The sequence below is a fragment of the Paenibacillus psychroresistens genome (assembly GCF_009728935.1).
Classification (GTDB): Bacteria; Bacillota; Bacilli; order Paenibacillales; family NBRC-103111; genus Paenibacillus_AC; species Paenibacillus_AC psychroresistens.
Genome location: NZ_CP034235.1, coordinates 4,650,605 through 4,665,587, shown reverse-complemented (window position 1 = coordinate 4,665,587; position 14,983 = coordinate 4,650,605). Strand labels below are relative to the sequence as shown.

Sequence of the window (14,983 nt, the reverse complement as noted above, 5' to 3'; positions counted from 1 at the left end):
ATGAGTAGTAAAATTAGCCGAGTTAATATGACGGAAGAAATTTATCGGATTGTGAAAGAGGATATACTCTCGCATAAATTAAAATCGGGCGAGAAGATCAATATCGATCAGCTGGCTCGCACTTTGGAAGTAAGTAATATTCCGATTCGCGAAGCTTTGTCGCGCTTGCAGTCAGAGGGTTATTTGCACATTATTCCCTTTAAAGGCATGTTTGTTAATATGATGACGCTTAAGGATTTAAACGAATTATTCGAGATAAGATTACATTTGGAGCCTTTGGCTGTTGAGAAGGCAGCATTGATCATACCCGAGGATAAGCTGTCACGTTTAAATGAGGATATGATTGAGCTGCAGAAGAATAACTCCATGCAGGCTGCTTCTGGTCTAGACACCATAATGGTTATGAATAGCTCGATTCATGGCACGATTCTTGAGTATTGCGATAACTCTAACCTGCAAGGATTAGTTAGAGGTTATATTGAACAGATTCAACGATATTTAACCTTTATTAAATTAAATTTGGATATTGATAATAAGAATGTGGAATGGTCGGAGCATAATAATATTCTGCAGAAATTAATCAAACGAGATGCTAAAGGCGCCTCTGACGCGATGACCAAGCATATTAAGAGTTCGCAAAAAAGAACCAATGTCCATTTTATCAACACGGGAGGGTAAGCGATGCAATTGAAAGGGAAAGTGGCGATTATATCAGGAGCGGGATCAGGAATCGGTGAAGCAACTGCTAAGCTTTTTGCTAGTCTTGGAGCAAAGGTAGTCATTGCAGATTGGAATGAAGCAGAAGCAAACCGCGTGGCTAATGAAATAAATTTACTGGATAGCGTTGAAGGGAAGGCACTTGCTGTAAAAACGGATGTATCTTCAGAGCAGCAGGTGAAGCTGTTAGTCCAAGAAACTTTAACCGTTTTTGGAGCGATTGATATTTTATTTAATAATGCTGCCGTTGTATTGCCTAAGGAATTGGAAGATATCACAGAAGTAGAATGGACGCGTACGTTAGACATTAATTTGAAAAGCGTCTATTTGATGATTAAGTATTGTATCCCTGAAATTAGAAAAAGTCGAGGCAGCATCGTTAATATGTCATCTTTAAGCGGCTTGCTGGGCCAGAAGCAGAATCCGGTGTATTCTGCAACTAAAGGGGCTATTATTGCCATGACCAAGGCGCTTGCTCTTGATTATGCGAAGGATGGAGTGCGGGTAAATTGTATTTGTCCAGCAGGAGTAATGACACCTTTACTGGAGGAATGGATTCAGCAGCAGCCAGATCCTACTGAAACGGTACAAGCCTTAATAGATATGCATCCGCTCGGAAGATGCGCGACAACGGAAGAAATTGCTCAGGCCGTCTTATATTTGGCATCGGAGCAAGCCTATTTTATTACTGGTGTGGCACTTCCAGTTGATGGTGGGGCTTCACTAGGCTATTGAAATAACTGTTGATTTTGTTTGACAGTTTTGCAACTAAAGCGTATTCTAATAGTATAAATCATACACGATATACAATATACCAAAAGGAGATTAACCAGATGAAAATTATTAAAGTAGAGAGCTTTATTTTACATGTACCCTTAAATCCGCCGATTACCGACGCTATTAATTCACCGACACATTGGGGTTTGCCCGGGGTTCGTATCTATACGGATGAAGGTATTACTGGCTATGGCTACACGGGTACCTGCGCTCACGGAGATAAGATGATAACGGATACTATTGATGATTATTACGCTCCTGTGCTTTTAGGTAAAGATCCCTTTATGGTTAAGGAAATTTGGGATGAGCTGCGTTTTGGCAAAATGCATTGGGTTGGACGTGCAGGTATTACACATATGGCGCTTGCAGCAGTCGATATTGCTTTGTGGGATATCATGTCTAAAGCTTCGAACAAACCACTTTGGCAATATCTAGGTGGACACAAATCCAAACAAATTAAAGCCTATAATACAAATGGGGGCTGGTTGAACTGGTCACAAGAGCGATTGCTTAAAGATATTAGTTCTTATGTGGAAGACGGCTTTACTGGAGTGAAAATGAAGGTAGGCAAACCCAATACCCGCGAAGATTATGACCGTGTTAAAGCTGTAAGAGAAGTAATTGGCAAAGATATTATTCTAATGATTGATGTCAACCAACAGTGGAATATTAATACAGCGATGACTTGGGGTAAAAAGCTCGAGGAGTTCGATTTATTCTGGCTGGAGGAGCCGTTAAATCCGGATGACATTATGGGCCACAAAAAATTGGCTGATGCTTTAAACGTACCGATAGCATTAGGTGAGCATGTATATAGTAAGTATGCATTCCGTGATTACATTCATGCTGGAGCTGTGGAGTATGTGCAAGTGGATTGCACCCGTGTTGGCGGGATTACCGAATGGCTGCAGGTTTCAGGTCTAGCTGCATCCTATGATTTACCGATTGTTCCGCACGTTGGCGATATGGGTCAAATTCATCAGCATCTAGTTGCCTCTACGCAGAATGCTATTATGCTAGAGTACATTCCTTGGATTCGTGATATATTCGTTGAGCCTGCTACGGTTAAAGATGGCTTTTATGTTTTGCCGCAAATGCCAGGTGCTTCCACAGAGGTCATTCCGCAATATTTTGATAAGTATCGCATTAAGTAAGTAAGGGTTCGACTCATAAGCAATCATAACTAGGATGGTGTTATATGAAGGAATGGAAGCTTTGGTATTCGCAACCTGCATTGAACTGGTCACAGGGGCTGCCTCTGGGAAATGGAAGATTGGGGGCCGTCATTTCAGGTGGGGTAGAAAGTGAAACCTGGCATATGACTGAGCTGACTTACTGGTCAGGGAAAGCGGAACGCACCATAAGCCATTCAAACGGAAAAGTCGATCTGGAGCATATGAGGGAGCAGTTTTTTGCAGGCAACTACAAGCAAGGAGAAGTCCTAGCTAAACAAGCTCTAGAGCCGGAAAAAGGCAACTTTGGGACGAATTTATCGGTTTGTGAGCTCTTGCTGCAGTTTGAGCATCAAGGCGAAGATTTGGTTCGCGAATTAGATATAAGTAACGCGTTGGCAACAATGGCTTACAAAGTAAATGGGAAAAGTCATAAGCGAGAAACATTTGCTTCGCATGTTGATCGCGTAGTGGTTTCGCATTTGTCGAGTGAGGGAGCAGCGGGAGTATCGTTTACGTTAGGAATTGAGGGAAGCACAGAGCATTTTGAGAGCTGGATTGAGCACGGGGATACCCTAATGTTTAAGGGAAAAGCGATAGAGAAGATGCACAGTGATGGTGAGTGTGGGGTTTACGCTCAAGGTATGGTCAAGGTAGTTATACATGGCGGGACTATTCAGCGAAATGATGAGCAAATTGTCATTAAGAACGTCGATGAAGCTTTCATTTATTATGCAGTCAATACGGATTATGAAAAAAGTGATGCAGATTGGGTGGAGGAATCTAGTCGCCAAATAACACAAGCGGTTGCCAAAGGATATTCTCAGCTTAAAGCAGATCATATTGCCGATTATCGCCGATTATATGACCGGGTTAATTTAGATTTGGGTCATTCTGAGCGGGCAAATCTGCCGACGGATGAACGAATCAAGCTGCTGCTGAATGATCAGGAAGGGGATCCGCAATTATTTGCTTTGTTTTTTCAATTTGGGCGTTATCTGACGATAGCCGGTGCTAGAGCGGATTCGCCATTGCCGTTGAATTTACAGGGGATTTGGAATGATGGCGAAGCCAATCGGATGCAGTGGAGCTGCGATTATCACTTGGATATCAATACAGAGATGAATTACTTTCCAACTGAAGTAAGTAATTTAGCGGAGAGTCATCTGCCTTTGATGCGATATATTGAGCGATTATCAGTTGCAGGAAAATCAACGGCTTTAGATTTCTACGGTTGTGAGGGCTGGGTGGCTCACGTTTTCTCGAATGCTTGGGGGTTTACAGCTCCAGGGTGGGGATTAACATGGGGGTCGAATGTTACAGGTGGCTTATGGATTGCTACTCATTTGATTGAGCATTATAAATTCAGCTTAAATCAGGAATTTCTTGAGCAGCAAGCTTATCCAATCATGAAAGAAGCTGCTGCGTTTTTTCTGGATTACATGACGATTCATCCTAGCTTAGGCTACTTGGTAACTGGGCCATCAAATTCGCCAGAAAATAGCTTTTATATAGAGGGTCTGAAGGATACGGAGCATGAGCATCATTTATCGATGGGATCAACGTTGGATCAAGTATTAGTGCGCGATCTATTCGTTTTCTGTTTAGAAGCTGCTGAGCTGTTGCAGGTAGATAGTGAGCTGCAAACAAGGCTTAAAGGGGTGATTGCTCTGTTGCCACCATTGCTAGTTGGCAAAAAAGGGCAGCTGCAGGAATGGCTGGAGGATTATGATGAAGCGCAGCCGGATCATCGCCATCTTTCACATTTATTCAGTCTTTATCCGGGAAATCAGGTGACTCCGCAAGGAACTCCGGAGTTAAGTGCGGCGGCACGAGTAACCTTAGAAAATCGGATGCAGCGTGAAGAATTAGAGGATGTAGAGTTTACGGTAGCGATTTTTGCAGCGAGCTTTGCTAGACTGCAGGATGGAGAAAATGCGTATAAACATTTGTCTCATCTGATTGGTCAGCTATGTTTTGACAATTTATTGAGCTTTTCCAAAGCTGGAATTGCAGGGGCTGAAACTAACATATTCGTCATTGATGGTAATTTTGGCGGTACTGCCGCTGTTGCCGAAATGCTGCTGCAAAGCCATGCAGCGGAGATTCATTTGCTGCCAGCCCTTCCACAGATATGGCATAGCGGCAAATTTACAGGTTTGCGAGTCAAAGGAAATGCAGAGGTGGATGTGATCTGGGAGCAGGGAGAGCTAGTTTCCGCAACTATCCGCGCTTTCTCAACAAGCACAACGTTTCTGCGTTATCAGAATCAGGTTGTTCCAATCGAGCTTGAAGTTGACTCTATATATACAATCGACAAGCACTTGAATGTAATTTGCAATTGCTAATTGACAGTATAAATCATTTGCAATAGGATAAGACAGGGCTGGCGAAACTTAAGCTAGTCCTGTCTTATTTGTTTATTAAGCTTTTTTCAATAAAGAGCAGGAGGAGAATGGTTGAAAAAGCTGTGGAATTTAAGAAAATGGTTTCGTAATCAAAGAATTAAACGGAAAATTATTATTATTTTTATTCCCTTGATTTCAATTCCGCTTTTTGTGCTCGCTTATGTTTCCAATCACATATTTACTGAATCTGTTATTAATAAAACAACTGTGAATGTGACTGGTGAATCAAGGCTGATCATTACTCGAATTGAAGAATCGATTCTCAATGCTGAGAATTGTGCGAATATCATAACTGTAAGCCTAAATAAAATCATTCCAGCTAGCCAGGAGTTAGAACACGATGAATTCACAGAAAAGAAGCTTGTCACACAAATTGTTAATCAGTTAGGTCTTGATCTGCTCTTTTTTCCAGATGTTGAAGCTGTTGCATTTCTTGATATGGACAATCAGCTGTCTGCTTCCAATAATTTAATGGAAGATGGACTTCAAACTGCATTCCAAAGCGGAATAATCCAACAGATCAACAAAACCAGCGGAGAAAATATTTGGTTCACGATGGAAGCACGAGATTTTTTAACTACAGTTAAAGACGTTCCAGTTTTAACATTAGGTAAAAAAATCCTCAATATCAATACCGGTGATCAACTCGGGACTTTAATATTAATTATCAAGGAAAGCTCATTTACCTCGATCTACCAAAGTGTTGAACGAGAGCAAGAACGAAATTATTTTATTGTCGATTCGCAGGGGCAAGTCATCTCTTCACTGAACAAGGAAGTTCTCCTGAAAGCACCAGAGAAAAACATAATTCAGAGCATTTGGTTAAATAAGAAGCCAGTTACTGATATCATTAAATGGAAGGGGCAGCAGTTTCTTGTCAGCAGTATGCCATTTGAAAAATTAAACTGGAAGCTTGTTAGTCAGATCCCATTAAGCATTTTAACGGAAGATAATCGTAAAATTACCTGGTTTATAGTATCGCTCGGCATTTTTGGGATTGTTTTTTCCTTTTTTGGTGCAGAGATGCTTTCTAGAGTGATCGCCAAACCTCTAATCCGCTTGACTAAGACCATGTTAAAGGTTAAAGAAGGAGATTTAAAGATCTATTTTAGCTCCAATACATCTGATGAAATTGGATTTCTTGCTTCTGGATTTAATAAAATGCTTGAACAAATTCGTGAATTAATTGATCAGGTCGGTACTGAGCAGAAACAAAAACGGCATTATGAGCTTGCCTTAATCCAATCTCAAATCAAGCCGCATTTTTTGTATAATACGCTCGATCTTGTTTATGTCCTTTGTGCAATGAATCGAGTTGCTGAAGCTAAGGAGGCGACAAAGGCATTGGCAGATTTCTATCGTATTGCCTTAAGCGGCGGTAGGGAAGTGATCTCGATCGGTGAAGAACTCGATAATGTTAATGATTATCTTGCCATTCAAAAAATCCGCTATATAGATGTTTTTGATTTCTCGATTGATTTGGATGAGACAATTCTGCATGATCAAATTCTTAAATTAACGATTCAACCATTAGTAGAGAACGCTATTTATCACGGATTAAAACCAAAAGGAACGAATGGTAGACTTCATATTATGGGAAGCTGTTCGGATCACGAGATTCTGATCACTGTTACGGATAATGGCGTTGGAATCGATCCTGAAATAAGCCAAGAGCTGTTAAATACGAAAAAAAGTAATCATTCGAACAAATCGTTTGGTTTGATTAATGTTAATGAACGGATTAAATTATTTTTTGGCAATGAATATGGTATTACCATACACAGTATACCTGCTGAAGGGACCTCGATTGTTGTAAGGCTGCCCAAACACACAAAAGGGGAGGATAACTATGTTTAAGGTTCTGATTGTTGACGATGAACCCTTATTTCGTGAATATTTGCGAACCATTATGAATTGGGAAGCCTATGGGTTCATCATTTGCGGTGAGGCTAAAAATGGGCAGGAAGCTTTACATAGAGCAGAAGAAACTTTTCCCGATCTTGCTTTGATCGATATTAATATGCCGATTATGGATGGGTTGGCGCTTTCTAAAGAATTAAAGCAACGGTTTCCAGATATTTCAATTGTGATGGTAACAGGGCATGGAGAATTTGAGTATGCCCGTAATGCCTTAAAAATAGGTGTAGAAGATTACCTTTTGAAGCCTTTTGATCTTGACGAATTGTTTTTGACCTTAGTAAACATCAAGAGTCGTTTACAAAAAATAAGTGAGAATAGAAAGATTCATAGAGATCAGTCGCAATGGTTGCGGGAGCAATTTTTAAATATGCTGATTAGCCAAGATATTACTTTAAATGATGAAGAAATGGTTACACAGCTTGAACGATTTGGCAATTTCAATGGAACTGATCATTACGTAGTGATCGCTGTTGAGATTGATAATTTGTATGAAAGATGGAATGAATACAAAGAAATTCTACTCTGGAAGAATACAATCTCTAATATTTTGCATGAAATAATTACTTTGGAGAGTCATAGTCTTGTGTTTTTTGGTCCGGAGGATCGGATTGTTTCATTATGTCAGTTGCCAGCAGATACGCTTAGTTTCTTAGACGGGCCTAATAGCTTACAGCGATTATGTGATATGGTGAAAAAACATTTCAAATTCACAGTGACCATAGGTGTGGGAAGGCCTAATTATGGATCTAACGGGATTCGTGAGTCTTATATGGAAGCACTTGCCGCATTGCAAAGCAAAATAACCGATGGAAATGGTCGAATAATTAGCTATCAGCCATCGGACAAAACGACTCAAGGGTTTTACTCTAGTGAAATCAAAGAAAAAATGATGCTTGCCCTGCGATTAAATGATTATTCAGAAATTAAAAGGCATCTAGACGATGTGTTCCTCTATATTCGTGAGATGAGACTAACGGCTGAAATGGCTTATATTATTGTGATCGGCTTAGTTTCTATTTGTTTATCCCATATTGTCGCGAGTGGGCAAAATATAGCTGAGATACTTGGAGCGGGTTTTTCGCCTTATAAGGAAATAAAACGTCAGGAAAATTTGGAGAAAACCTATATTTGGCTAGAAGACATTATCCATAAAACCTTGAAATTGAATGATGACCTTGATAGACCGTCACGCTCAAAACAAATATTTGATGAGGCCAAGCAGCTGATCGATCAAAACTATCAAAATCCTGACTTAAACGTAGAGGAAATCACAAAATTAGTCTTTATCAATGGAAGTTATTTGCGGAAAATATTTAATAAGGAAGCTAATATGTCTATTTCAGATTATATTACGCAAGTTCGTATGCTGCGAGCTAAGGAATTCATTACCAAGAAAAAAGCAAATATTACGTCCATTTCAGAAATGGTAGGCTATAACGATCCAGGGTATTTTAGCAAATGCTTTAAAAAATATTATGGATTCACACCAAGCGAGTTTGAAAGTCAAAACTGATTTTGAAATGGAGCGATTATTACTATATTTAGAAGCGAATACTTCATTCAAACGGATTCATACTGGGTCTATAATGTGATTATGGTTGATATAAGCACTAAAAAAACCATAATTTATCTACTAGGGGGATTCAAGAAATGACTAAGACTACCAGATTAAGCAGTATTTTACTCGCATCAGTTATGGCTGTTTCACTTACAGCTTGTGGATCAGGTACTAAAGAGACTGAAAGCCCAGCAGCTAGCACAGATACTGCGGCAGCTACAACTAATGCACCCGCTGCTACTGCAGCAGCAACCGAAAAGCCGGCGGACGAAATTGTCAAGCTGAGAATAGGTGCACAACATTTCGATGATGATACATCCAAGCCTTATGATTATGCAGTTGCCGAGCTCAAGAAAGAAATGCCCAATGTTGAATTAATTTTGGAGCCTACCTTACAAGATAGCGGCCAAAAAATTAAAACACAAATGGCAACAGGTGACTTGCCTGATATCATTGATACATCTTGGGAAATCATGCAAATTGGTAAGAAATCGAATAATCTTCTTACACTAGATGATGAAGCAGAAACAGCAAAATTCAAACAAGATTTAAACAATGGTAACGAGCCCAAGTTAATTGCACCTGACAATCATGTCTATGGATACCCATATGCGGGGATTGAATTTATTATATTGTATTATAACAAAAAAATATTTGCTGATGCAGGGGTAACACTTCCTATTAAAACTATAGATCAAATGAAAGATGCTTCTAAAAAGTTTACAGCTAAAGGCATTATACCGCTTGCTATTTTCTCTAAAGAAAAATGGATTGGGCAAGCTTTGCTGCAAGGATTTACAACACGTGAGGAACCAAAAGGATTTGCAGCTTTGAATGATGTAACAGAAACACCGGCTTCGTTACAGCTTGCTGCTAAGCAGATCGAGGAATTACAAGCTGCAGGTCTTTTCTCGAAAAATGCAACAAATACGAACTATGATCAAGCTTCCGCATTGTTTTATCAAGGTAAAGCGGCGATGTTCATAAATGGCCAATGGGAAATTTCCAGCTCGCAAAAAAATCTCGGCGATAATGTGGATTTTATGAACTTCCCTGCCAAAGATGAAGCTACATATGAAAGCACGAAGTTTTTGATGAATGGAACGGGCGATCCGTCAGGCTTTTCAGTTTCCAGCAAAACTGCACATAAAGAAATTGCTGTTAAGGTAGCGGCGTTCATGGCACGCAAATATGCAGAATATAAATATACGATGGTAGGTACTCCGATAGTTTCTATTAAAATCGATAAACCTGTTACAGCACAAGTGCCAGCTATGCTGACGCGTTTGGCAACGGAATTTATCCCGAATGTAACTGGTTATGCGGAAGTATTAAGCAGTCCTAAAGTAACATTAGCTATTCAAGATAACGCGCAAAATTTATTAGTTTCAGGGTTTAAAACGGATCAATTTGTGACTAATATGAATAAGGCTTTAAAGGATAAATAGCATAAATGAATCGTAACAATTAGTGAGTGACTCACATCGACTTGTTAGTCGATGTGAGTTTTTTACAGAATGGAGGATAGAGATGAAACAATATTTAGGCAATAAGCGGGCTATTCTATTCTTTTTGACACCGGCACTTCTGCTTTATAGCATTATCGTATTTTATCCGATTCTCCAAACCTTTTATCGCAGCTTATTTGATTGGGATGGCCTTAGTGAGGCAACCTTCATTGGCTTTGATAATTTTATTGATCTAACTAGCGATCCGCTTATGATAACTTCATTAAAGAATGGCTTTATTTTTGCGCTCGTCATAGGTGTATTTCAAATAGGGTTAGGTACGTTCTTAGCGCTTGTTTGTGCAGATGCGACGGTAAAAGGCCGAAAAATATTAAAAACAGCTTATTTTATACCCGTTGTACTTTCGGTCTCAGTAGTTTGTCAGCTTTGGTTGGCCATGTACGATCCAGACAATGGATTAATCAATAAAATGTTTCACGCATTGGGTATGTCTTATCAACAAAATTGGTTAAATTCTACAACAGTATCCATTATAGCTATTGCATTTGTAAATGCTTGGCAGTTCATGGGATATCAATTTGCTCTATTGTACGCAGGCGTGAAGTCTGTACCAGAGCACTATCTGGAGGCGGCTCGAATCGATGGGGCGGACAAATGGAAAGCACATTGGTATATCACGCTGCCACTGATGAAAGAAACGTTTAAGTTTTGTTTTATCATTTGTATTACAGCAGGAATTGGAGCTTATGTTCAAATGGCTATTATGACCAATGGCGGACCGGGCACGACCAACTATACCATAACCTTCATGATCTTCCGGAATGCTTTTTCGGCCAATGAATATGGTTATGCTTGCGCCATTTCGGTTGTGTTGGTTTTGATCAGCTTGCTTGCGACTTTAATTATCAATAAAGCCTTTAGCCGAAATGAAATCTGAAGAAATCACCCAATAAAGGAGCATGATTCATTATGATTGGGAAGAAAAAAATAACAGATCTAGTATTACAATCGTTTCTATGGATCTATTTTGTAATTTCGATCTATCCGCTAATCTGGATGGTATTCTATTCGTTGAAGAACAACGATGAAATATTTGTTACTAATCCTTTTGGAATACCGACACATTTTAGAATTGAGAATTATGTGAATGCTTGGAATAAATTTGATTTACCGCGGTATATCTGGAATAGCTTTTTTGTATCTTCTGTTACAACTATAGGCGTTGTCATTTTTGCTGTCATGTTCGCCTATGCGATTGCCAGGCTGCAGTGGAGGTTTCGTGAAACGGTGCGAATTTACATGATTGTCGGGATGTTTATTCCACTGCAGGTAATCATTATTCCTTTGGCTATCATGGTGAAAGATTTTCACCTTACCAATACGTATGGCGCATTAATTATTCCTTACGTTGCATTTGGTTTACCCTTCGCCTCCTTAGTATTTTATGGTTTCCTTAAAGGGATTCCACATGAAATGGAAGAATCGGCTTGTATGGATGGAGCTTCCATATATCGTGCTTTCTTTCGTATTGTCTTGCCTATCCTAACACCGGCAGTAGCGACCATCATCATCCTTCAGTTTTTGGGTACGTGGAATGAGTTCTTGTTAGCTTCAATCTTAATTACAAAAGAGACATTAAGGACCTTGCCTATTGGGCTTGTCTACTTTCAAGGGCAATACGCAACGGATTGGGGCGGGATGGGAGCTGTTATGACCATTTCTAGCTTGCCCATGATTATCTTGTATTTGTTCTTTACCGATCAAGTGGAACGTGCACTAACAGTAAGCTCAGCTGTAAAAGGGTAAAGATTTTATGTTTCTTAAAACATTAAACAACCGTCCTCGAGTATTCCACGAGGACGGTTGTTTAGCTTGTTCAATTAGGTCTAACCTTAGGTATATTAGCGTAGTCCTTGGATTCAATATGGACTGAAGTAAGCTGACGATTTGGACCGAAAAGCTTTACTCTCAGACTAATAGAAACGAAAGCTAGTACTAGGAATATTATGCCGCTCCAGATGACCTGCTGAATGCCCATATGGGCAATGAATAGACCACCTAATGCAGTGCCAAGAGCAATACCTAGATTGGAGAACGAAACGAACAGACCATTAGCAAATTCGGGTGCTTCGGATGCTTCGGAGATAAGCCAGTTTTGACTGATGTTGAGCCCACTGGTAAAGAGAATTCCCCAAACCACAATGATTAGGATCATCGGTATCGTAAAAGCGCCTAAATAATAAACCAACAGATAAATAATACTTAACACGATCGGGAATAATACAGTTGTGCGGATAACACTTTTGCTTAACAATTTACCTGCGATAAGATTGCCAAGAACCCCGCTAGCCCCGAATAAAATCAACATGGCGCTAATTTCTTTCCCACTCATAAGTGTAATTTTACCCAGATATTCTGCAAAATAACTATAAACAGAACAAATCGCTGCAGGGATAAAAGCGACAGTTGCTACACTCAACCAAATCTGAGGTTTCTTTAGAATGCCAAGCTGTTTTTTATAGGATAGTTTTACTGTTACAGGCATCGATGGAAGTAACGCCACAATTCCAATAAAAGCGAGCGCATTAACCGCAGCAGAGAATAAAAATGCAGCTTCTAATGAAAATTGATTCGCAATAAAGGACGTGATCGGGATGCCTAATACCATTCCTACACTAAGTCCAATGAAGACTTTAGAGGCTGCTTTAGTGCTCTGATCTTTGGGGACTGAATTAGCAGCAGCGACGAAAGCTACTGAAAAATAAACAGGATGCAGGAAAGCAGGGATAATTCGCACAAATAGGAGAACCGTATAATTAGGTGCGAAAGCAGAAATTAAATTGGAGATAATAAAAATGGCAAGCACCCAAGCCATGATTTTTTTATGATTGAAGCCCGAGAACAATAAGGTCATGAATGGACCGAAAATGGCGATAATCAGTGCGAAAGAGCTGACTAGCATGCCTGCTTGTGCTGCGCTTATTCCGTAAAGCTCTGTAATTTGTGGTAAAATTCCAACCACGCCAAGCTCTGTATTAATGATGCCGAATATACCAAATGCAATAATGTAAATTAGATATGGTTTTTTCATTATGCTGATCAGCTCCTCTTCTATATTTGTACCGTTTGGTAAATATATAGCATGTAAGGTGAACTGTCAACCACTTTTTTACTAAATGGTACAAATATATAATAAATACTCCCAAGATCTTTAGATCTCGGGAGTGGATGTTAGTTTAGATTAGTTTTTTAGCTTCACTCTGCCTTCGGCCAAACTAACAAGGCTGTTTTCATGACCCGTTCTAAGTCTTCACGGTTACTTCCGCTAGCAGCTTGGACTGAAATTCCACGAATCACTGTAGTGAAATAACGTGCGAGATCAGCGGGGACGGTTTCAGATGGTAATTCACCATTGATTTTGGCTTGCTCCAAATATTGATGTAATTGAGCCTCACCGGCCATACGTCGCAGAATCAACTCATCGCGAATCGGTTCAGATTCTTCTCCGCAGCTAAGTGCACCCTGTACTAGTAGGCATCCAGGAGGATGGGATGGATTCGTAACCGTGTCTATAGCACCTTGCATGAGACATTCGATGACTTTGCGTGCTGTCGGAAGATTAAACGCTTCTTTAGCGTAAGCTCCAGGTCCATTGTCATAACGATCTAACACTTTTCGGAATAATTCTTCTTTATTTCCAAAGGAAGAATATAAGCTAGGCCGGTTAATGCCCATGGCTGTTGTTAAATCTGTCAATGAAGTCCCTTCATAGCCTCTACGCCAGAAAACCTGTAGAGCTTGCTCAAGGGCAGTGTCCATATCGAATTTTCGAGGGCGCCCCATAGTCATAGTGAACCAACCTCCTAATTTTGTACCTAACGATATTAAACTACATTATATAACAAAATGTCAAATCAGCTTAGTGAAATACTTAATGTGGCCGGTGAATTTAAGGCATAAGCAGCCAGCTTTTCCCGATAAACTTGACTATGGGCTTGTTTACACCCTATAATGAAGACAACTTAATAATCGTAACTCCAAAGGGGAGTAGCTAATACAGTAAAGTCGTCAATCCGGGTCCTTGTGACCCCGGCTTTATTGGCAGTGTAGAATATACGCTGTAAGCAAGACCTTTGCCATCTAGGTGGTGAAGGTCTTTTTGTTTGTTAAAAAGCCTTCATCGGGTAACCGATAGTAAGGCTTTTATTTTTTACTATAACAAACAAAGAGGAGTGGTCGTACGTGGAGTTTTTTTCAGCCGAATTTTTTACCGCATTATTAAGCATTATTCTGATTGACCTGGTTTTAGCAGGTGACAATGCAATTGTCATTGGTATGGCGGCAAGAAATTTGGACAAAAGCAATCAGAAGAAGGTTATCCTCTGGGGAACCGTTGGGGCAATTGTCATTCGTGCCTTGGCGACATTAGTTGTAGTCGTTTTATTGAAAATCCCTGGGTTACTGCTTGGTGGAGGACTATTGCTATTATGGATAGCTTATAAGCTATTGACTGAAAAGAAGGATCACGATAAAGTCACGGCTAAACAAGGTATGTGGGCTGTTGTCCGCACTATCATTATTGCAGATGCAGTAATGGGGCTGGATAATGTTATAGCAGTTGCAGGTGCAGCACATGGAGAATTCTTATTGGTCGTAATCGGTTTAATTGTTAGTATACCGATTGTTGTTTGGGGAAGTACATTGTTCATCAAGTGGATTGATAAATTTCCTTGGATCATTTATCTAGGCTCAGGTGTCCTAGCATTTACAGCGGGGAAGATGATTACGGATGAAAAGTTTCTTAAACCGTTCTTTGAAGAGAATTCTTTGATTAAATGGTTGCTTATAGCTACATTAGTCATAGTGGTAGTTGGTGCTGGTAAATGGAAGAAGGTAGAGAATAAGAAATCAGAGCTAGTGAAAATGATGGATTAGATAAGTCTGCTATTCAATTGGACAATG

The 14,983-nt window shown here is 39.8% G+C and carries 12 protein-coding genes; 10 read left to right on the top strand and 2 right to left on the bottom strand.

What is annotated here, in order from left to right; genetic code table 11:
* The 9 genes from EHS13_RS21425 to EHS13_RS21385 all read left to right on the top strand — a co-directional run bounded on the left by EHS13_RS21425 (nt 1) and on the right by EHS13_RS21385 (nt 11,827).
* Nucleotides 1-678, top strand: a complete 678-nt coding sequence (locus tag EHS13_RS21425) for a GntR family transcriptional regulator (RefSeq protein WP_155702347.1) — start codon at nt 1-3, stop codon at nt 676-678.
* A 3-nt stretch (nt 679-681) separates the two neighbouring features.
* Nucleotides 682-1,452 (top strand): SDR family NAD(P)-dependent oxidoreductase, encoded by a 771-nt coding sequence (locus tag EHS13_RS21420; protein ID WP_155702346.1) that lies wholly within the window; start codon nt 682-684, stop codon nt 1,450-1,452.
* Nucleotides 1,453-1,550: 98 nt separating this feature from the next.
* Complete coding sequence (locus EHS13_RS21415; RefSeq protein ID WP_155702345.1) at nt 1,551-2,648, top strand: mandelate racemase/muconate lactonizing enzyme family protein; 1,098 nt, start codon at nt 1,551-1,553, stop codon at nt 2,646-2,648.
* A 44-nt stretch (nt 2,649-2,692) separates the two neighbouring features.
* Nucleotides 2,693-5,014 (top strand): glycoside hydrolase family 95 protein, encoded by a 2,322-nt coding sequence (locus tag EHS13_RS21410; protein ID WP_155702344.1) that lies wholly within the window; start codon nt 2,693-2,695, stop codon nt 5,012-5,014.
* Nucleotides 5,015-5,125: 111 nt separating this feature from the next.
* Complete coding sequence (locus tag EHS13_RS21405; RefSeq protein WP_155702343.1) at nt 5,126-6,931, top strand: cache domain-containing sensor histidine kinase; 1,806 nt, start codon at nt 5,126-5,128, stop codon at nt 6,929-6,931.
* Entirely contained in the window at nt 6,924-8,507 is a 1,584-nt protein-coding gene (locus EHS13_RS21400) for a response regulator transcription factor (protein ID WP_155702342.1), read from the top strand. The genes EHS13_RS21405 and EHS13_RS21400 overlap by 8 nt, the downstream gene beginning before the upstream one ends.
* Before the next feature lie 137 nt (nt 8,508-8,644).
* The gene (locus tag EHS13_RS21395; RefSeq protein ID WP_155702341.1) at nt 8,645-10,000 is read left to right on the top strand and encodes an ABC transporter substrate-binding protein; all 1,356 of its coding nucleotides are present in this window, start codon (nt 8,645-8,647) and stop codon (nt 9,998-10,000) included.
* An 82-nt stretch (nt 10,001-10,082) separates the two neighbouring features.
* Entirely contained in the window at nt 10,083-10,958 is an 876-nt protein-coding gene (locus tag EHS13_RS21390; protein ID WP_155702340.1) for a carbohydrate ABC transporter permease, read from the top strand.
* A 32-nt stretch (nt 10,959-10,990) separates the two neighbouring features.
* Nucleotides 10,991-11,827: a carbohydrate ABC transporter permease gene (locus EHS13_RS21385; RefSeq protein ID WP_155702339.1), complete on the top strand. Its 837-nt coding sequence runs from the start codon at nt 10,991-10,993 to the stop codon at nt 11,825-11,827.
* 70 nt (nt 11,828-11,897) lie between these two features.
* Here EHS13_RS21385 and EHS13_RS21380 read toward each other — a convergent pair whose 3' ends face one another.
* Both EHS13_RS21380 and EHS13_RS21375 read right to left on the bottom strand, forming a co-directional pair.
* On the bottom strand, nt 11,898-13,112 hold the full coding sequence (locus EHS13_RS21380) for an MFS transporter (RefSeq protein WP_155702338.1): 1,215 nt from the start codon (nt 13,110-13,112) through the stop codon (nt 11,898-11,900).
* A gap of 164 nt (nt 13,113-13,276) precedes the next feature.
* A complete protein-coding gene (locus tag EHS13_RS21375) occupies nt 13,277-13,870 on the bottom strand; it encodes a TetR/AcrR family transcriptional regulator (protein ID WP_155702337.1) in 594 nt (197 codons plus the stop codon).
* A gap of 393 nt (nt 13,871-14,263) precedes the next feature.
* On the opposite strand from EHS13_RS21375, the gene EHS13_RS21370 reads away from it, so the two are divergent.
* Entirely contained in the window at nt 14,264-14,956 is a 693-nt protein-coding gene (locus EHS13_RS21370; protein WP_155702336.1) for a TerC family protein, read from the top strand.
* Nucleotides 14,957-14,983 lie beyond the last annotated feature (27 nt).